Source organism: Paenibacillus sp. G34, assembly GCF_056856875.1.
In genome coordinates this window covers 4,768,346-4,786,427 of record NZ_CM166469.1, presented here as the reverse complement: position 1 = coordinate 4,786,427, position 18,082 = coordinate 4,768,346, and the positions used below count along the sequence as shown (strand labels likewise).

General features: G+C 46.6%; 16 protein-coding genes. 9 read left to right on the top strand and 7 right to left on the bottom strand.

The window, feature by feature from the left end; translation table 11 throughout:
- Positions 1–315: 315 nt before the first annotated feature.
- The gene (locus AC1VYS_RS21735) at positions 316–555 is read left to right on the top strand and encodes a hypothetical protein (protein ID WP_482911437.1); all 240 of its coding nucleotides are present in this window, start codon (positions 316–318) and stop codon (positions 553–555) included.
- 117 nt (positions 556–672) lie between these two features.
- Here AC1VYS_RS21735 and fabV read toward each other — a convergent pair whose 3' ends face one another.
- Entirely contained in the window at positions 673–1,869 is a 1,197-nt protein-coding gene (gene fabV, locus AC1VYS_RS21730) for an enoyl-ACP reductase FabV (protein WP_482911436.1), read from the bottom strand.
- 246 nt (positions 1,870–2,115) lie between these two features.
- On the opposite strand from fabV, the gene AC1VYS_RS21725 reads away from it, so the two are divergent.
- From AC1VYS_RS21725 to AC1VYS_RS21715, 3 genes are all read left to right on the top strand, one after another.
- Entirely contained in the window at positions 2,116–3,399 is a 1,284-nt protein-coding gene (locus tag AC1VYS_RS21725; RefSeq protein WP_482911435.1) for an XRE family transcriptional regulator, read from the top strand.
- A 1,053-nt stretch (positions 3,400–4,452) separates the two neighbouring features.
- Entirely contained in the window at positions 4,453–4,872 is a 420-nt protein-coding gene (locus tag AC1VYS_RS21720; protein ID WP_482911434.1) for a hypothetical protein, read from the top strand.
- Positions 4,873–5,000: 128 nt separating this feature from the next.
- Positions 5,001–5,795 (top strand): hypothetical protein, encoded by a 795-nt coding sequence (locus AC1VYS_RS21715; protein WP_482911433.1) that lies wholly within the window; start codon positions 5,001–5,003, stop codon positions 5,793–5,795.
- 175 nt (positions 5,796–5,970) lie between these two features.
- Here the strand turns inward: AC1VYS_RS21715 and AC1VYS_RS21710 are convergent, their stop codons facing one another.
- The 3 genes from AC1VYS_RS21710 to AC1VYS_RS21700 form a co-directional block, all read right to left on the bottom strand.
- The gene (locus tag AC1VYS_RS21710) at positions 5,971–6,630 is read right to left on the bottom strand and encodes a hypothetical protein (protein ID WP_482911432.1); all 660 of its coding nucleotides are present in this window, start codon (positions 6,628–6,630) and stop codon (positions 5,971–5,973) included.
- Positions 6,631–6,700: 70 nt separating this feature from the next.
- On the bottom strand, positions 6,701–7,519 hold the full coding sequence (locus AC1VYS_RS21705) for a class I SAM-dependent methyltransferase (RefSeq protein ID WP_482911431.1): 819 nt from the start codon (positions 7,517–7,519) through the stop codon (positions 6,701–6,703).
- 68 nt (positions 7,520–7,587) lie between these two features.
- A complete protein-coding gene (locus AC1VYS_RS21700; protein WP_482911430.1) occupies positions 7,588–8,619 on the bottom strand; it encodes a helix-turn-helix transcriptional regulator in 1,032 nt (343 codons plus the stop codon).
- A 141-nt stretch (positions 8,620–8,760) separates the two neighbouring features.
- Between AC1VYS_RS21700 and AC1VYS_RS21695 the strand changes: the two genes are divergently transcribed.
- Positions 8,761–10,194 carry a glycoside hydrolase family 1 protein gene (locus tag AC1VYS_RS21695; protein ID WP_482911429.1) on the top strand — a complete coding sequence of 478 codons (1,434 nt, stop codon included), beginning with the start codon at positions 8,761–8,763 and terminating at the stop codon, positions 10,192–10,194.
- 85 nt (positions 10,195–10,279) lie between these two features.
- Here the strand turns inward: AC1VYS_RS21695 and AC1VYS_RS21690 are convergent, their stop codons facing one another.
- Entirely contained in the window at positions 10,280–10,948 is a 669-nt protein-coding gene (locus tag AC1VYS_RS21690) for a phosphatase PAP2 family protein (RefSeq protein WP_482911428.1), read from the bottom strand.
- Positions 10,949–11,192: 244 nt separating this feature from the next.
- Between AC1VYS_RS21690 and AC1VYS_RS21685 the strand changes: the two genes are divergently transcribed.
- Entirely contained in the window at positions 11,193–11,765 is a 573-nt protein-coding gene (locus AC1VYS_RS21685) for a hypothetical protein (RefSeq protein ID WP_482911427.1), read from the top strand.
- Positions 11,766–12,009: 244 nt separating this feature from the next.
- Here AC1VYS_RS21685 and AC1VYS_RS21680 read toward each other — a convergent pair whose 3' ends face one another.
- Both AC1VYS_RS21680 and AC1VYS_RS21675 read right to left on the bottom strand, forming a co-directional pair.
- A complete protein-coding gene (locus tag AC1VYS_RS21680; RefSeq protein ID WP_482911426.1) occupies positions 12,010–12,789 on the bottom strand; it encodes an AraC family transcriptional regulator in 780 nt (259 codons plus the stop codon).
- A 30-nt stretch (positions 12,790–12,819) separates the two neighbouring features.
- Positions 12,820–13,404 (bottom strand): LysE family translocator, encoded by a 585-nt coding sequence (locus AC1VYS_RS21675; protein ID WP_482911425.1) that lies wholly within the window; start codon positions 13,402–13,404, stop codon positions 12,820–12,822.
- A 413-nt stretch (positions 13,405–13,817) separates the two neighbouring features.
- Here AC1VYS_RS21675 and AC1VYS_RS21670 point away from each other — a divergent pair, with 413 nt between their 5' ends.
- Genes AC1VYS_RS21670 through AC1VYS_RS21660 form a run of 3 tightly spaced genes read left to right on the top strand, consistent with a single transcriptional unit; the run spans position 13,818 to position 18,071 of the window.
- Positions 13,818–14,831: a substrate-binding domain-containing protein gene (locus AC1VYS_RS21670; RefSeq protein ID WP_482911424.1), complete on the top strand. Its 1,014-nt coding sequence runs from the start codon at positions 13,818–13,820 to the stop codon at positions 14,829–14,831.
- On the top strand, positions 14,812–16,803 hold the full coding sequence (locus AC1VYS_RS21665) for a cache domain-containing sensor histidine kinase (protein WP_482915087.1): 1,992 nt from the start codon (positions 14,812–14,814) through the stop codon (positions 16,801–16,803). Before AC1VYS_RS21670 ends, AC1VYS_RS21665 begins: the two co-directional genes overlap by 20 nt.
- 20 nt (positions 16,804–16,823) lie before the next feature.
- The gene (locus AC1VYS_RS21660; RefSeq protein WP_482915086.1) at positions 16,824–18,071 is read left to right on the top strand and encodes a response regulator; all 1,248 of its coding nucleotides are present in this window, start codon (positions 16,824–16,826) and stop codon (positions 18,069–18,071) included.
- Positions 18,072–18,082 lie beyond the last annotated feature (11 nt).

Here is an 18,082-nt window from a genome sequence, read left to right as displayed (position 1 = left end):
ACCGGATCACTCATACATATACAATTACAAACATCATAAGTAGGTCACTTCAATGGTTAAAGAGACGTTATGACTTTTTTGTTAACCAGGAGTGGTCTCGATTAATTATTCAAACACATAATTGGTTTGTGGGAAGTGTCGTCTTATATGGCTGTCTCATCGACTTGTTGTATTTTTATCGGCTATGTAATGTTTTAATAGGGTTAATGCTACGTATACGGATGTATAAATGAGTTCGAGCTAGCTGCACCTTCACTTGAATCATTACACATGATATATTGAATATATATCAACTGAAGGAGTGTGTTCATCATTATGGCACGTACACAGACACAAAAGGCATTACGTAAAGCAACACGGTCCGGGCAATGGACTCCCGAGCAAAGCCGGAGAGTGAATGGAGATTATGGGGCATTATCGCAGCATGTTCGCCTGACACCAACCAAGCAGGAAAAATTACAAAAGGTCAAACACAAGAAGCAGATCATCCAGGATGGTGGTGCTTCTTTTTATTTTGCCTTCAAGCGGAGTGGGTCAGGAAAAAAGGCCGGATAAATGAGTAAAAAGAAAAACGAATGGATGATAGGAGAGTGGATTACGTGCAAGACGCGTGAAAAATAAAAAAAGGAGAAGCGCTGCAGCTCCTCCCTACAAACAAAATAAGATTAAACTTTATGACTGAATGAGATGAGGTACTTCCACATTTGGATCCACATCGGCTTCATAATCGACGCCATCCGTTTCGAAACCAAACAGTTGGAAGAATTCGCGGCGATAACCTTCAAGATCAGACAGCTCATAGATGTTCTCGGTGGTCAGCTCGTTCCAAATCTTCGCCACTTCCTCCTGCACATCCGCTCTCATCTCCCAATCATCAATACGAATGCGTCCTTGCTCATCTGTTGGCACTTCACCGTCAGCATAGAGGCGATCTGCAAACAGCCGTTGCAGTTGTTCGATACATCCCTCATGCAGTCCTTTTTCCTTCATTACTTTGTACAATGCCGAAATATACAGAGGCACAACGGGAATAGCCGAGCTGGACTGTGTAACCAGTGCTTTGGCTACGGTAACGTAAGCACGTCCTCCTGTTGCACTCAGTTGCTCATGCATTTTGCGGGCTGTTGCCTCAAGGTGATCTTTCGCTTGACCAATGGAGCCTTCACGATAAATGGCATGTGTCAGTTCAGGGCCGATGTAAGAGAAGGCAATGGTTGTTGCATTGTCTGCGAGTACGCCGCCTTGCTTTAGTGCATCCATCCACAGTTCCCAGTCTTCGCCGCCCATGACATTAACCGTCTGACGAATCTCTTCTTCTGTCGCCGTTTCGAGAGTCACTGAAGTGATCTCGCCAGTATGGAAATTGACAGTTTTGTTTGTGTAAGGCTGTCCAATCGGCTTGAGCACAGAGTTGAACACTTCGCCTGTATTTGGATCGGTACGGCGTGCCGAAGCAACGCTGTAAACGACCAGATCCACTTGACCCAATTCGCTGCGAATCAGTTCAACAGCTCTATCACGGGTTTCATTGGCAAAAGCATCCCCAGTGATGCTGTATGATTTCAGGCCTGCAGCATCCGCAGCCTTCTCAAATGCCGCAGAGTTATACCATCCGGCAGAAGCGGTTCGTTTATCGGTTGCACTGGAAGGGCGGTAAATACCAATTGTATTAGCGCCAGCTCCAAAAGCGGAGACAACGCGCGAAGCCAGTCCATAACCTGTAGACGCGCCAATAACGAGCACATTGCGTGGCCCCTGAATCGCTGGCTTGGATTTTACATAATTAATCTGCTCCTGCACTTGTGCCGCACAGCCGACAGGATGGGAAGTTGTACAAATAAAACCACGTGTTCTTGGTTTAATAATCATTATTGTGGCACCCTTTCGTGTTCAATTCATGTGTAACATTGGATCGATTCTTCATGCTTTTTTCGTATATTGTACGTATACATCTCCCCTATTGTAAAACAATTACGTTCGAAACGGAAACCGTTTTGTCAATTTTGCGGGAAGGATAGCACAGGGGTGGCCATTGGGCTTTCATTTTGGGATGAGGAGATGGTAGACTCGCTATAGAGAAAGAGGAGACCTTCATAATGAAAGGATAGACCTGTCATGCTGAAAGAACGGATCGAGTTTTTGAGCAAACGAAAACAAATCTCACGTAAGGACCTCGTAGAAGGTCTGGTTACGCAGGCGCATTTCGCAAACATCCTGGCTGAGCGTTATCCGCTGCCTGAGGATTTGGCGGAGAGTATCGCTGAGCGCTTGGGTGTAAGTTCCTCTTATCTATTGCAGACGGCGGTCCAGGATGAGAAGACACTTGCGCGGGCAGAAGCGATCTTTGTACAGATGTCGGTACCAGCCTCGGCAATCCCGGAGGAAACGGTATATGCTCTGGAGGATCGGGATGATTCACTTACGGTGGAACTGACGATTGCTTTGATGAAAGCAGTTTACTATCAGCAGTTAAATGACGCTGCTGCGCATGAATATATACATGCATCGTATCTGAATTTTTATCTGGAGAAGTATGGCCGCCCGGATGACGTGCAGCTACCTGGGCCGCTTACGAAAGCTTTGCTATTTTACAAAATCCAATATTATCGATCCAAGCAGGCATTTGTAGACGTGCTCACTCATGTGACAAGACTGAGCGCCCTGACGGAGCCAGGAAGCGAGCTATGGCTGTCGATCCAGAATATTCAGATAGAGGCATACATTCATACCCGGCAGTATGAGGATGCGAAGCGCACATTTGAGCAGACGATGAAACAGGTGTATGATCAGCGGTTGTTTCATCGTTTGTCTGGTCTGTATGTGGCATACAGCGGGTATTGCTTTACGATGGGACTGTTGCAGGAGGCTTTGTCTGCATTGTCGATGGCTGAGGCAAATCTGGTCTACGCCGGAAATCAGGGAGATTTGGTGACGGCCATTGCGAACAATCGAATTGTCATGTTGACGATGTCAGGGGAGTTAGATCAGGCACAGACTGAGATTGAGCGTTTTGAAAACCTGCTCCAGGCAGAAACGAAGGAGACGCAGCAGGCGATGAAGCCGTTGCTTTTGGTGTATCGCTGTGAGGTTGCCTCCGCTCGGAAAAGTTGGGGCATGTTGGCGCAAAGTGTGGATCAACTGTTAAATTGTGCTGTCACAGAGGATCAGCAAATGAACGCCGTGTTTTATCAAAGTCAGCTGGCGCTGGCACACGGGGAACAGGAGTTCTTTATAACTCAAGCACAGACTTGTCTGCCGTATTTTGAGTCTGTGCAGCAGCCGCTACGTTTGGAATCCTTATATGAAGGATTGGCTGTGGTGAGTGAGGATCAGCGGCGTTATAAAGAGGCGGCAGGTTATTATCGCAAGCTGGTGTATTTGCTTCGGAGAACGAAGTAAAGGTTAAGTTTTAAGGCCGGTTGGGGCAGGCAAGGTAGGTAAGGTAGGGTAGGTAAATCGATTGAAGTTTGGAGGGAGGGAAAAGCAGTGCAGGCATGAGGTGATCGGTTAAGGGAGATTAGGAAGTAGAAAGATAAGATAGAACAGATAGAGTAGGTCTGGAACGTATTGTGTATCGTAAGGATCGGACCGCTTGGCTAGATGCAGTAATGTAAAGGGATATAGATTGTAGCAGGGCAAGGTAAGGCAATGAGACAGGACAAGCAAAAGGTGAATTAAGAGTAGAGTAGAGTAGAGTAAAGTAGATTAAGACAAGCCAGGATAGGACAATACAAGGAGGTTTATTTTCTAACGATCACCAGCGACGCTATTTCTGCGAATTTCAGGCGTTTGGTATCCTAACGATCACAGTGGAGCTTATTTTAGGAAAATCAGTGCCAAATTGGACTTTTTCTTTGTTTTTCAGTGAAATAAGCTCTCTGGTGATCGTTACAATTTCAGAAAGGCCTATTTTGCTCAAATAAGCTTATCTGAGATCGTTAGAATAAATAAATGGGTTGCAAAGCTTCAACTTCTCAGTAGAATATTTTAAATGTGGAAGATATATGTGTGTGAATTTTATGCGGTAGATGGTAGATGTGTGCTGTAAGTTTGTCTTGATTGCTGAATGTTTGCTATAAGCGTGTCTTAAATGGAGTTGTACGCTGTAAGTGCATCATGAATGTGCATTGTTTGCTAGATAAGCATCTTTAATAGAGCTAAGGTGCCGAGTGTGCATTCGTCTAAAAATAGGGATTTGACCACTCTGAGTAACTGTAATCAGAGCCGAGTAGCGGACATTTTCACAAAAATAAATGGTTTAATCCTCATTGAGTCGGTTAGAACGATATTTTTATTGGGAAAAAGCAAGTATAGCTACAAATAAATTGATGGAATGTTGTCTTTAGCGGGACATTTCCTCGGTTCTTTTGTATGTGTCCAGATATGTATTCATACGGGCTATGTTGTGTTTATAATTAATCATACCAATAAAAAACAAATGAGGTGTTCGAAATGATGGGATGGTTTAAACGTAAAAACAAACAGGAAGATGCTGTTGCCAAAGCGGATCGTGTGATGAACAAAGGACTTACAGGCATGATGATGAAAGGTTTTGTGCCGAAGGAACATCGGGATGCCATTAATCAAAGCTTGGACTCTGCTAAACAGGCACAGCTGGCTGCAAGCGGTTCGTTGCCTCTAACAGCGACTGGAACTGTGCTCAGTGTAACGGATACAGGTAAATTGATTAATTTTGATCCGATTGTAGTGCTTGTGCTTGAAGTGACGGAAACAAACGGCCGCACCTATCAGCGTACGATGGAAACACTGGTGTCGAAACTGCAGATTCCCCGTGCCGGTGATCGCGTTGGTTTGGGACAAAATCCGGCAAATTCTTCTGAACTGATCTATATGGGACTTCTGGCGGTGTAGGTGTCGAGGAATTAATTGGAATTATTAGCACTTAGATTACAGGTAACAACGAAAAGGAAACATACAAAAAAATAGGTACACAGTAAAAAGGTTTATAGAGCATAAATTAGATAGATAGGGTGATAGAGATGAGTCGTTTTTTTAGAGTAATTGGCTTACTGATGGTATTTGGGACAGGGTTTTCCCCGTTCATAGCTCAGTGGCTGTGGAATGATCCGTTTATGGTCATGCAGGCGTGGTGGTTTAAACCGATGCTTTTTGGAGGAATTGGTATACTGGTCATTTCGTCTATATTCGGTACGAGTTTGGGTCAGCGCAAGATCAAATCGGGATTGCCAGCAGTGGGTGTGATCCAAAGTATTCAGCAGACGGGCACTTATATTAATGAACAGCCGGAAGTGAAAATGATGCTGAAAGTGTCTCGTCAAGGCCGAGAAACATATGATACCGAACTAAGAACCATTGTTCCTTTAACCTCGCTGTCCCAGTTCCAGCCGGGAGCAATCATCCCGCTTGTCGTTTCCGAGAAAGATGAGCGCAAAGTCGGGCTGGATCACCAAGGAACGGTGTCGCAAGAGCATATGCAGCAACTGTTGAATGAAAAGATGATGCAGCAAGGTATAGCATCGGAGATGGTGGATATTGCACGTACAGGAGAGAAGGGGTTCGCTAAAATTCTGGACGTTACACCTATGGGAAGTGGACAGAATGGCAACATCAAGCTACAGCTAAAACTGAGTATTACGAAGCTCAACGGTGAAACCTTTGAGACGATTACGCAAAAAGAAATCCTGCCCTCTGCGATGTCGCAGGTTCAGCAGGGGCATATCATTAATGTGTTTTATTTGCCACAGGATCCTTCCAAGGTTGCTCTTGCCCTTCAAGTGCAGGAGCAGCAGCTGAACCAACTCTTCTCGTCCTGATCCGCTCATTTTATCTGCTTATCCTTAGCAGCACTTTAAAAAAGCTGTACTACATGGAACTGTAGCATTCTCGCGGTTCATTTCAGGAAATTAGAGTTGTATATTAGAGTGCCCTCCCGAAGTCAAAGTGACGATGAACGGGAGAGCGCTCTTTCTTTATATCGTTATATGCAAGTTAAGAACGGGTGCTTGAAGGAGAATGCATCAGCATTTCCCGGAAAGAGTGAAAAAGAGGCTGTGCGTAGTGTTCAAGCTGCTTCCGGCTGGTCTCTGCCTCTTCTGTTAATCTATCGTGATCGAACCATACGACAGCATAATCATTGTCATCATTTGGTTTACTCGTATCCCAGCAGACAGTCCCCGCACGATCTTCATAGAAGGCAAATGGAATATATCCGGCCTTAATGAGTGATTCCGATGATGACCAGAGGTTACGTACTTCCCGCAGAGGAGAGTCAGAAGGTAGATTCGGTAATTCAATCATAAATCCTTCATAGCGAAGATAGACATTCAGAACGGATCGGCTGCTTAGATAGGCGATATACAGCGGAGGCAGAGAGAAAGATGAGTTATGCGTATCGGAGCCTGGCTTAATATAACTAGCAGCTAACTCGTTAATCTGTTCTACCGTCACAGCAGAGTCTAGCATTTTCCAGCGAACCCACCCTTCTTCATCAACCTCACCATCCTGCATATCCGCAGGCACACCGTAATCTTCTTCTTCCATTTTGGCCGGATGAGACATGAGAATATCCCGGTGAGGAGAATCGAAATATGTATCAAGCCAGCTTTTGATGAAAAGTCGATCTCGTTCCAGAACTTCTTTATTACTCAAAGTGGTCACAACCCTTCAAGGTCAGTAATCTTTATATTTTTATATCCTTATATTCGGATATCCTTTTAATTTAAACGATGCCGATCCGCATGCGATAGGAGAACAGTACGTCTTTTGATTTTTCGTCAAAAACAAGCTCGGCCTGACGTCTGAAATCATCCACCATGTCATTGAGCTCTGTGGCGCCCAGCTTCAAAGCTGTTTGGAGTCCGCCTTGGCTAAGAGCTAGGTTGACATAACGCTCAGCTGTGAATGGCTCCTGATGATGGAACACAATCTCCCGGCTGTAACGGAATAGCCTGGATTGTTGGATCTGCTGCAAATGGCCTTCTTTGCTCCATTTATGTGCTTGTTGCTCTGCGCTCGATAGACGTGAAGCAAGTTCATCCGCAGTGCTCACCAGTTGCTGGTATGCTGCTTCAAGCTGCCAGTCCAATACAGGCGGCCAGTCACAGTCGTAGGCAGCAAAAACACCACCTGGACGCAGCACCCGTGCAAATTCGCGCAAGGTGGATTCCGGCTCCATCCAGTGAAAAGATTGGGAGCAAGTCAGAATATCTACGCTGTCATCCGGCAGGCCGAGGTCATGGGACATGCCTGACGCGAAACGAAGCTGATCCGGTTTGCCTGCTGCCTCCCACTTGGCAATACCCACAGAGCGCATATCCTCGCTCGGTTCCACACCGATTACCCGTTCAGCTTGATCCAGCCAGATCCAAGTGGATAAACCTGTTCCACAGCCGACATCAGCCACAAAGCGAGGCCTTTTGCCCAGATAATGAGCCAAAATATCAACGACTTCGCGGGGAGCAGAGGGTCTGTTTTGGTCATATAATGTGCCAAATCCTTTAAAGCGTTCCACGTTATTATGCCTGATCTGTTGATTCATGTGTGTGCCTCCCAACATCTTTGAAGTCCTATCGATCCTAATTTTAGATTATATGATATAGATACATACTATATTGTATCATCATCCCCTAAATTCTGCCCATCATCTTCCAGTAAATGTACGAGAGCCTCCTGATGTCTGCGGAGCAGTTCCCTGCGTACCGTCTGGGGTGTGATAACGGTTACTTTCGAGCCAAAGGACATTAGAAAGGAATACAGCTGTTCACCCTCATCAATTGGAATAGAAACCCTAAGCTTCCCGTCCGGCTCTTGCTGAATCATAGCGGGATCAAGCAGGTCGTAAACACGATAGGCAGTCGTTTGTTCAAACAGAAGTTCCATCGGAAGCTCTTTTTCAGGCGGTTGATTAGACTGTGTATCAGCATCTTTGTTTTTAGCATGATGTAGATCTTCCTTGATGATCTCTTTCTCGGCATCCTCCGCTATGGATGTCACCGCGCGCTCATATGGGCCGGGAACAAAGCGAAGTTTCGTAATCCGTTTAATTTTGTATGTGACAAAGGTATTAAGCGAATCGGATGAATTGGATGTCACAGGCTGGGATTGTTTCAGACCCTTGAAGTACCATGTGTTGTTCTTAAAAATCAACTTCACGGGCAGCGCTGTTTCCTCACTCGCTTTTCCGTTGGAATCGATATAGTGAAAGGAGAGAAGCTGGCTGGCGAATATCGCCTGTTTCACCTGATTAAATAGCTGCATCTCTTGCTCGGGAATACTGCCCCAAGGAGAATACTCAAATTCAATCCAGTCCAGTTTATGATCAAAAAGGGTCGTTAACCTGCCCAGCATCCGGGCGCTATTCAGATGAGGAATGGCGCTGACGCTGTACAAGCCCAGCAGAATCTCATTCTGTTCATCCTCGCTTAGCAGCGATTTGTCCATGACATAGTGATCCATCAGATGGATGCCGCCGTGTTTGCCCGTTGTTGTGTAGACGGGAATGCCTGCCGCACTCAGGCGGTCAATGTCCCGGTATACGGTGCGAACCGAGATTTCGAACAGGCGCGCAAGCTCCGGGGCGGTCGTTTTCTTTTTTTCCAGCAATAGCAACAACATTCGGAATAATCGGTTATGTTCCATGACCAAATTATATCATGACAACCCTTGTCAGGGTATGGGTGCTACACTTGGACTATAACGTTATAGTTCTCAGCGTATTTCAGTGGATTGAAGATCACAGACGTGCTCTAGTAGCAGTCAACATTAGAGGAGGAACAGATCATGAAAATGAAAGACGGATTCTTTTGGGGCGGCGCAACGGCTGCCAATCAGTTTGAAGGCGGATGGAATAAGGACGGCAAAGGGCCGAGCACATCGGATATGATGACAGGCGGAACGCATACAACGCCGCGCCGAATTACACCTGTTCTTGAAGAAGGAACGTATTATCCGAGCCATGAAGCGGTTGATTTTTATGGACATTATAAAGAAGATATTGCGATGATGGCTGAGATGGGTTTCAAAATGTTCCGCATGTCAATCAACTGGTCCCGCATCTATCCGAACGGTGACGATCTGGAGCCAAACGAAGAGGGTTTGAAGTTCTATGATAACGTCTTTGCCGAGTTGAAAAAACACAACATTGAGCCTTTGGTGACGATCTCCCACTACGAGACACCATTTGGCCTGACACAAAAATATAACGGCTGGGCTTCTCGTGAAGTGATCGAGTTTTACATCCGTTATTGTACAACCCTGTTTAACCGTTATAAGGATCAGGTAAAATACTGGCTGACCTTTAACGAAATCAACTGTCTGACGATGCCACTTGGTGCCTATATGGCAGGTGGATTGTTGTTTGAAGGTAAAGAAACATTGACGGACGGGGTAGATCAGCCGCAGACTCGTTTCCAGGCGCTGCATCATCAATTCGTAGCCAGTGCCAAAGCGGTGAAGCTGGGACATGAGATCAACCCGGATTTCAAAATCGGCTGTATGGTTGCTTTCATGACTACGTATCCGAACACGTGCAATCCGGATGATATTTTGCTTGCACAGAAGAAAGATCAACTGTCCAACATGATCTGTGGCGATGTACAGGTTCGGGGAGCGTATCCGGGATTTGCCAAACGTTTCTTCGCAGAAGAAGGCATCGAGATTCAAATGCAACCGGAAGATGAGCAAACGCTGCGCGAAGGCTGTGTTGATTTTTATTCCTTTAGTTATTACATGTCTCTCGTGGAAAGCGCGGATGCATCACTGGAAAGAGCAGAAGGAAACTTGCTTGGCGGTATCAAAAACCCTTATCTCGAAGCTTCTGACTGGGGCTGGCAGATCGATCCAAAAGGTCTGCGCTACACGCTCAATCATCTGTATGACCGTTACCAAGTACCATTGATGGTGGTGGAGAATGGGTTGGGTGCTGTCGATGTCGTGCAAGAAGATGGCTCCATTCAGGATGACTACCGAATCGATTATCTGAAAGGTCACATTGAGCAGATGAAAGAAGCAGCTGCAGACGGCGTTGATCTCATTGCCTATACGATGTGGGGCTGTATTGACCTTGTAAGTGCATCAACAGGAGAGATGAAGAAACGTTACGGGTTCATCCATGTCAACAAAGATAATGATGGCAATGGTGATTTGAGCCGCACACCGAAGAAAAGCTTCTACTGGTACAAAGATGTAATTGCTTCCAATGGAGAGAAGCTGTAATTCAACAGCTGTAATCAAAAAGATAACAAAACCCCGACGATCTATAGATCGTTGGGGTTTTTGTGATGATGCATGTAACATGCGACTAGGCAAAGCTTCTGGCTTGTAGTTCAGACAGCCGCTGCAAATAACGTCTGTAGAACCAGATACAGGTGAATAACCAGCACCCGCTCAGAAAGTAACCGCCAACGACATCACTAGGGTAATGCACGCCCAGATAAATTCGGCTGATACCGATCATTAGGATAAAGGCCGCACTGGATGCAATCATACATACACGCCCAGTAAAGGTAGGAATATGCTTCCAGATCAGAAAAGCAAGTCCACCGTAAAGGCTGAACGCTGCCATGGAATGTCCGCTGGGGAAGCTGTACCCGCTTACTTCGATAATACGGTTAATGGTTGGGCGAGCTCGTTGAAACACCAGCTTGATCACGGCATTCAGCAGCGTAGAGCCTGCAAGCACGATGGCAAGAAAGAGCAGTTCGCGTTTATGTCGCAGGAATACATAGAGGATCAGCATGACAGCGACCGTAATGACAACCACCTGAAGTTCGCTGCCAATCCAGGTGAAAAATTGCATAAATTGGGTCATGCCAGGTGATTCCATGCCCTGGATCAAGTCGATGAGTGTAGCATCGAAACGATGAATCTGATTATCGCTAATGGACAGCGCAATGCTGATAAAAGCGAACAGGCATAACGCAGCAACCAGCAGCGGAACGGATATTTTTTTCGTCAAATTGTGCTTCAAATGTTAATTCCTCCATGATGTAAAATGTCTTTTATGTATAGCTTCACCCGTTGAACGAGGGAGATGGTTTAGACAAAGACTTCGATAACAGTACAACCTTTCATTCAACCGATGCAGTCAGAAGTATATACATAACCTTTTTAACATAGTGTTAACATTCTACAATAAAACAAACAAAAACGAAAATGGAGACGTTAATGAGATAAGAGTGGCTTCAAGATAACTCAAAGGGGGATCTGTAAGGATGAGGAGAATGGTAGCGACCGTTTTAGTTCTATTATTATTTGTAGTAAATGTGATCGTTTGGCCGGGTGAACGGGCATACGCATGTAGCTGTGTGGAATCCAGTGCCAAGGATAAGCTGAAAAGGTATAGCGCAGTATTTACGGGAAAAGTAGTCGAGATCGGAGGTGACTCCATATTCAGTAGTAGGGAATATAAGAAATATACGCTGGATGTAGACACGACCTGGAAAGGCGTAGATGCAAAAAAGACAACCATTTTGATTAATAATATGGGCGAAGGTGCCTGCGGAATAACATTGAACAAAGATCAGTCTTATCTGATCTTTGCGCATAAGGGAGATAAAGATGGAAGGCTTTACAGTAGCCTATGTAGCGGCAATCTCCAGATTGAACAGGCTGGAGAGGCAATCAATATGCTGGGTAAGGGCACTCCCGTAAGCTCTGATGATTTCACGGACAGTAGCAGTGGATATCGCAATCCGTGGATGATCTCGCTATATGCTGGAGGTGCAGTTGTCATACTTGCGCTTGTAGGTGGCACGCTGTGGAGAAGGAAACAGCGGAGAGCATAATTTTTATAGTTGAAGCATCTGTATGGATATCATAGAAGAGTTGTATGTGATATATAAAAGGTTTGTATGAGAGCTGCCAAATGAAGGACAAGAGCTGCAGTGAACGCAGCGTGCAGTGGAATTGACCTGACCAAACATCCCCTTATGGACCTATATACGCTCCGTAAGGGGATGTTGATTTTTCAGCTGCGTTTTAAATTTTGGTTGGTGATCAGCATCCGATTCGGCATGATGCAACTCCATACTAACGCTGGAGCTGTACCATATAATCATGCGCGGTCACACCGAAGACCCGTTTGAAATGTCTGTTCAAATGCGTAAGATCCACGAACCCGCAGTCGGCGACAGCGGCGTAGATATCTTTGTGTTTTTCAAGGGATTGACGGGCATGCTCGACCTTACAGTTCAGGAAAAATTGATAGGGTGAAAAGCCGGTATGGGCTTTGAATTCCCGGATAAATTGAAACTTCGACAGGCCTAACGCAGCCGATAGATCATCCAGTTTGAGTACGTCTGCCGTGCTGCAAAACATCATTTCTTTTGCTTTGCGAACAAGGCTGTCCTGAGGTTTCCAGAGTCTTGCAGGCTGTTCCTCCTGAGCGAGCATATGCACCAGATCAAACAGCCGGGTGCTACACTCGGCTTCGTCCTGTCTGTGCTGCACGGCATCGTTCAGCATGAGAATGCTTCGGGCAAGCTTCGGATCATAGACGATGGGAGTGGAGAAGCGAAGTTCCTTTTTACCCATAATCTCTTCAACTAATTCGGGCTTCAGGTAAAGCATCACATAATCAATACCCTCTTTATCATAGGAACTTCCATCATGTAATTGCTCGCGATTAAACAACATGACGCCGTTCGGATGTGAAGCCTGATAGTGACCATCGAGATGATATTGCTGAATGCCGCGCAGCGTTACACCTACGGCATATTCCTCATGGCAATGCTTTTTATAAGTAAAATCGGTGAAGCTGGCGGATAGTGCCAGCACGTCTTCTGATCTTTTGTAGCTAAACTGTTCCATACCGCACACCTCCGCAGATTAAATAAGTCATTAGATCAGACCGGACACAATAATGGCTGAGTATATCAAAAAAAGAGCCATCAGCATACTGCATGTTCGCTGGTAACGATTCAGCAAGGATCGAAAGATCGTGCCGAACACCACCCAGCTGGAGTAAGCCAGAAAACCGATACATGTAATCAGCATAACATAGAAGAACGCAGACCATGATTCCGCAGCGACGTAAGGAAGTACATAAGCTGGAATGACGGTGAAGGTAAACAGCACCACCTTGGGATTCACGAATTGCGTCATTACACCGTTCCAAAAGCCTAAGATGGCCTGGGGAGCTGCTTCAGTAGAGCCCATTCGATAGACCTGATAAGCAAGGTACAGCATGTAGAGGCTGCCAATGATCTGCATGACTTGTAATATGCTCGGCAAGATGTCAGCAAGCAATCGATTCAGAAAAGCAGAAGCGGTAAGCAGCAAACCAAAAGCCAGTGTGGCTCCCCAGACATAAGGCATGGTGCGGCGTGCGCCTACTTTTTGTGTGGAGGAGAGAATGACAATATTGCTGGGGCCTGGTGTGAAAGTGACAACGATGCAGTAGATTAAAAAGGATAGTATATTCATCTTGAACTCCTTCTTTGATGAGAGATTAAATTAAACGATTATTGTCGTAATCATACGGCGGAGCAGACCATAGCTATAGTACATTATTGCAGCGGAGCTTTGGGTTAAGGTTATGTCTCCTGATCAGCTACCATTTATATAAGTTGAATTTCTCTTTACACGTTAACGGAGAGGACAGAAAAAAACTGAAAAAGCGAAGCGGTCGCCTTTATCACCGGATTTTTCCCTTGAGAAAGGGAATCAAAAAATTAGGGGATAACAGCGATTGGAAGGTTATTCTGTCATCGGAGTGGACTGTGTAAATCTTTAGTCAACTTATATAGAAAGGTTTCCTTTTTGAATGATTGCGTTTACAATCTATAACGGAGTGAGGGTGTACAAATAGACATAGACCACTTGAGGAAGTGAACGAGATGAAAAAAATGCTGCTGATCTATATTGTGTTGATTGCGGCGTTTGCGTTGTATGTATTGAGATTTGAATATACGAGTCAGGTGAACAGCTCGTGGGAAAACCGCGGACTGCGCGGTGATCTGGGGGAGACGTACATGATGATTACGTTTCAGTCCGGGCTGGAATATTGGAAGAGTCCACTAAAAGGTTTTGAAGATGCTGCGGATGCGCTTGGCGTGACCGTCGAGTATCGCGGGGCTACACGGTATGATGCCAAGGAGCAGACCACGGTGATTGAGCAGGCCATTGCACGCAAACCTGCGGGCATCGCCATATCAGCGATTGACCCGAAATCATTGATTCCTGCGATTAATAAAGCTGTGGAAGCAGATATTCCTGTAATCCTGTTCGATGCAGATGCACCGGGGAGTCAGGCGTATTCATTTTTGGGAACAGATAATTACAAGGCAGGCGTAACAGCAGCGGATAAAATGGCTGAGTTGCTTGGCCGTGAGGGAGAGGTGGCCGTATTAACGTTGCCGGGACAGCAGAATCATGAAGAACGAACCAATGGATTCCGTGAAACGATTAAGCAGCGATATCCCTCGATGAAGGTTGTTGAAGTTGCAGATGGACATGGAGATACGTTGAAATCCCGGGATGAAACGATCCGGATGATGAAGGCGCATCCAAAGCTGGCGGGAATATTTGTCACGGAGGCAACCGGAGGCGCCGGGGCTGGGGAAGCGGTGCAAAATGCAGGTTCAAGCCATGGTCAGAAGCTGCACATTATTTCTTTTGACACGAACAAAGCGACACTGGATCTGATCCAGAACGGCACGATATCCGCCACGATTGCACAAGGAACCTGGAACATGGGATATTGGTCACTTCAATATCTGTTCCATCTGCACCACCACTTGACGGTCCCCGCGCCTTCGCCATCTGGAGAAAATGCACCGCTACCTGTAACGGTAGATACGGGGATCTCTGTCGTGACACGTTCGAATGTGGATGATTATTATGCCAAATAATCAGCGGACATGGCGTTCTGTCCTTGGAAACCGTGCTCGTCGTCTGCGTCTGCGCAACATGCCATTACGTTACCAGTTGATGCTGCTATTTTTGCTTTTTGCAATTGTGCCGTCCGTCGGTTTGGGTCTGCTTGTGAATTGGACGGTAGAACGGGTAGTGGAGCGGCAGGTTGAAGGTCATACGATGCAACTGATTGGCAAGGTCAATGAAGCGCTGAATACCAAGATGGAGAATTTGCAAAATATGACATACTTGATTGCATTTGAACCGGACGTGAATGCATTTATGGATCATAAGATCAGCGGAGATGGAGACGGAGACGGAGGCAAACGTGAGAGCGAACTCGAACCTGAACCCGAACGAATCAAACCTCTAGCCAATCAAGTGTATACGGAATCCGAGCAGAATCGGTTGTATGGCATCAAGCAGACTTTGCAAGGATTCACCACGTTATACCCGGAGATCGCCGGCATCGTGCTGGTGAACAGTAACGGTGACTATATCAGCAACGAGATGTACCCTCGAACGGAGCAGCGTTTGACCCGGGAAGTTTGGTATCAAAAAGCTGCAGCCCAACCAGGTATTTTTACGGTGCTCGGTAAGCCGCAGGAGCGCAACATGACAACCCATGTGCGGTATAAGGACGATGAGATCGTATCGGTCGCCCGCTCTGTCACGGATGAAACAACCGGGCTAGTGAAGGGAGCCGTGCTGATTGACCTTAAGCTGAGGTCTGTCTCACAGGCAGCACGTAATGTGACACTTGGTAAATCCGGGTATGTCATGGTTACGGATGCAGAAGGACAAAGTGTATACAAACCGGAGCATCCGTTAATTGAACATATTCCGACGAACTGGTTTGCTTCTGGGGAGAGTGGAACGTTTACGAAAGAGGTGGATAGCGAGACATTGTTATTCATGTTTCAGTCATCTACCTTTACAGGTTGGAGAACGGTGGGGGTATTCCCGACCAAAGAGTCCATCTCCGAGGTGCGGCAGATTCAGTTTTACGTGGTCAGTTTTGTTTTTGTGGTTTGTTTGTTTGGGCTGAGTGCATCCTTGTGGTTCTCGCGTTCGATCGCCCAGCCAATTTTTCGGTTGATGTCATATATGCGCAGGGCAGAGACAGGCAATCTGAGTGCAGGCCGCTGGAGTGATCGAGCCGATGAGATCGGTATGCTGGGCAACAGCTTTAACCGAATGCTCAGCCAGATTCGTCAGCTAATCTCGCTGAATGAGCTACGGGAGCGGCAGAAACGGGATGCGGAGATGCGTAGCTTACAGGAGCATATTAAACCTCATTTTTTATATAATACGCTGGATACGATTCACTGGATGGCTCGAAAAGAAGGGGCTGACGGTGTGTCCGATATGGTCGCGGCCTTGTCCCGATTGTTCCGGATCGGGCTGAGCAAGGGACAGGATTATATTCCGCTGCACTCGGAGCTGGAGCATATCAACAGTTATTTGCAGATTCAGCAGACCAGGTACCGTGATCGTCTTCATTGTACAGTAGATGTGCCGGAAGAATTGCAGAACCTGTATGTGCTCAAGTTGCTGCTCCAGCCTTTGGTGGAAAATGCAATTTACCATGGTATCAAAGGCAGACGTGGCCCAGGCTATATCGTCATTAAAGGGAAGGTACAGCAGGGGCGACTTCATCTGACGATTCAGGACGATGGAGCCGGAATGACAAGGGAGCGGCTCGCGGAGATGCTGCGGCTACTGGATATACCCATGGAGAGTCTGGAAGCGACTTCACCAGAGTGGACGGGGAAAAGTTACGGGATGCTGAATGTACAGGCAAGGTTACGATTGTCATTTGGTAGCGATTATGGAATTTTGCTGGACAGCAGGTTGGGCGAGGGAACCTGTGTTACGATTGTTCATCCGTTAATGCGAGAATTGCCTGCAACAGTTCATCCCCCTGCTGAGCCAAGAGATAATCAAGATCGACAGGAAAAGGAGTGAAGTAGCGCGTGGATTATACAATGACACCCGTAAACGCGGCGGATGCGCTGTATCGTGTGCTGATTGCAGACGATGAGCCGATCATTCGGGAAGGGATCCGGGAAGCCATGGATTGGGCTGCACTCGGTATGGAGGTTGTCGGAGAAGCCGAAGATGGTGAAGAAGCACTTGAACGGGCAGCTGAGCTAAACGTAAATGTCGTACTTGTTGATATGAATATGCCTTTTCTGAATGGCATTGGACTGATTCGTGCTTTACAGGAAAAGTGTCCCGGCGTTCGTTATTTGATTATATCAGGACATGATGAATTCGCTTATGCTCAGGAAGCGGTTCGTCTTGGGGTGGAGGATTACATTCTGAAACCTGTACAAGCAGACCAGTTGAAAGTAGCACTTGAACGGCTACGTCAGCGATTGGATGAGGAACATCAACGGACAGCATATGTCAGACAGGCGGCAGAGCAGATTGAACGGAATATTCCGCTGTTAAGGCAGCGGTTTTGTCAGGAGTGGATGGGGGGGCAGGCGGGTGGCAAAAACCTGACCGAGCAGCTCTCATTTCTGCATCTGCCGTTTGGTTCGCCCGTTCAAGTTGGTGTTGTGCGCTGGCCAGCTGCGGAGGCACGTCAGACGATACTGCGAGAGAATGATCGTCAGTTATTCCTGTTCGCCGTGGAGAATATCATTGCGGAGTTGCTCGGAGATCGTCCGCATGTGCTCTTCCGCGATGCCAGCAGTGTCATTGGTATTTGTCTGTGGCAGGAAGCCCCGGAAGATATTGCACCATTGTTAGAGCAGCAGATCAGTGCTTGTCTGAATATTGCAGTTCATGCCCATGTTGAACCTCATGTTGGTTCGCTGGAAGAGGTACCGGACACATATCGGCATTGCCGTGAGCAAGTATATGAAGAAGTGAAGCTTTCTCCGCTCGTTCGCAGGGCAAGGCAGCTGATTCAGGAAGAGTATGCAGAACGGGAGTTGACACTGGAATCGCTGGCATCCCGTTTGCAGGTGTCGGCCGTGTATCTCAGTCGTGTGTTAAAAAAAGAACTGAACGATTCTTTCGTTACACTGGTCACTCGTGCCCGCATTCGTAAAGCTGCACAGTTGCTGGACTCCACTTCACTCCCGATTCACTCGATTGCCGAACGAGTAGGATATGATACACAGCATTATTTCAGCACAGCGTTCAAAAAAACGATGGGCATCTCCCCAGCCCAGTATCGCAAAAATGGCGGAACGGACAATTCGTCCGCAGGCCCGTTGTAGACTTCTCAATG

What these genes read in the sequence shown, in the direction of transcription:
- AC1VYS_RS21735 (WP_482911437.1), top strand. Translation starts at nt 316, where the DNA reads ATGGCACGTACACAGACACAAAAGGCATTACGTAAAGCAACACGGTCC.
- fabV (WP_482911436.1), bottom strand. Translation starts at nt 1,869, where the DNA reads ATGATTATTAAACCAAGAACACGTGGTTTTATTTGTACAACTTCCCAT.
- AC1VYS_RS21725 (WP_482911435.1), top strand. Translation starts at nt 2,116, where the DNA reads ATGCTGAAAGAACGGATCGAGTTTTTGAGCAAACGAAAACAAATCTCA.
- AC1VYS_RS21720 (WP_482911434.1), top strand. Translation starts at nt 4,453, where the DNA reads ATGATGGGATGGTTTAAACGTAAAAACAAACAGGAAGATGCTGTTGCC.
- AC1VYS_RS21715 (WP_482911433.1), top strand. Translation starts at nt 5,001, where the DNA reads ATGAGTCGTTTTTTTAGAGTAATTGGCTTACTGATGGTATTTGGGACA.
- AC1VYS_RS21705 (WP_482911431.1), bottom strand. Translation starts at nt 7,519, where the DNA reads ATGAATCAACAGATCAGGCATAATAACGTGGAACGCTTTAAAGGATTT.
- AC1VYS_RS21700 (WP_482911430.1), bottom strand. Translation starts at nt 8,619, where the DNA reads ATGGAACATAACCGATTATTCCGAATGTTGTTGCTATTGCTGGAAAAA.
- AC1VYS_RS21695 (WP_482911429.1), top strand. Translation starts at nt 8,761, where the DNA reads ATGAAAATGAAAGACGGATTCTTTTGGGGCGGCGCAACGGCTGCCAAT.
- AC1VYS_RS21685 (WP_482911427.1), top strand. Translation starts at nt 11,193, where the DNA reads ATGAGGAGAATGGTAGCGACCGTTTTAGTTCTATTATTATTTGTAGTA.
- AC1VYS_RS21680 (WP_482911426.1), bottom strand. Translation starts at nt 12,789, where the DNA reads ATGGAACAGTTTAGCTACAAAAGATCAGAAGACGTGCTGGCACTATCC.
- AC1VYS_RS21675 (WP_482911425.1), bottom strand. Translation starts at nt 13,404, where the DNA reads ATGAATATACTATCCTTTTTAATCTACTGCATCGTTGTCACTTTCACA.
- AC1VYS_RS21670 (WP_482911424.1), top strand. Translation starts at nt 13,818, where the DNA reads ATGAAAAAAATGCTGCTGATCTATATTGTGTTGATTGCGGCGTTTGCG.
- AC1VYS_RS21665 (WP_482915087.1), top strand. Translation starts at nt 14,812, where the DNA reads ATGATTATTATGCCAAATAATCAGCGGACATGGCGTTCTGTCCTTGGA.
- AC1VYS_RS21660 (WP_482915086.1), top strand. Translation starts at nt 16,824, where the DNA reads ATGACACCCGTAAACGCGGCGGATGCGCTGTATCGTGTGCTGATTGCA.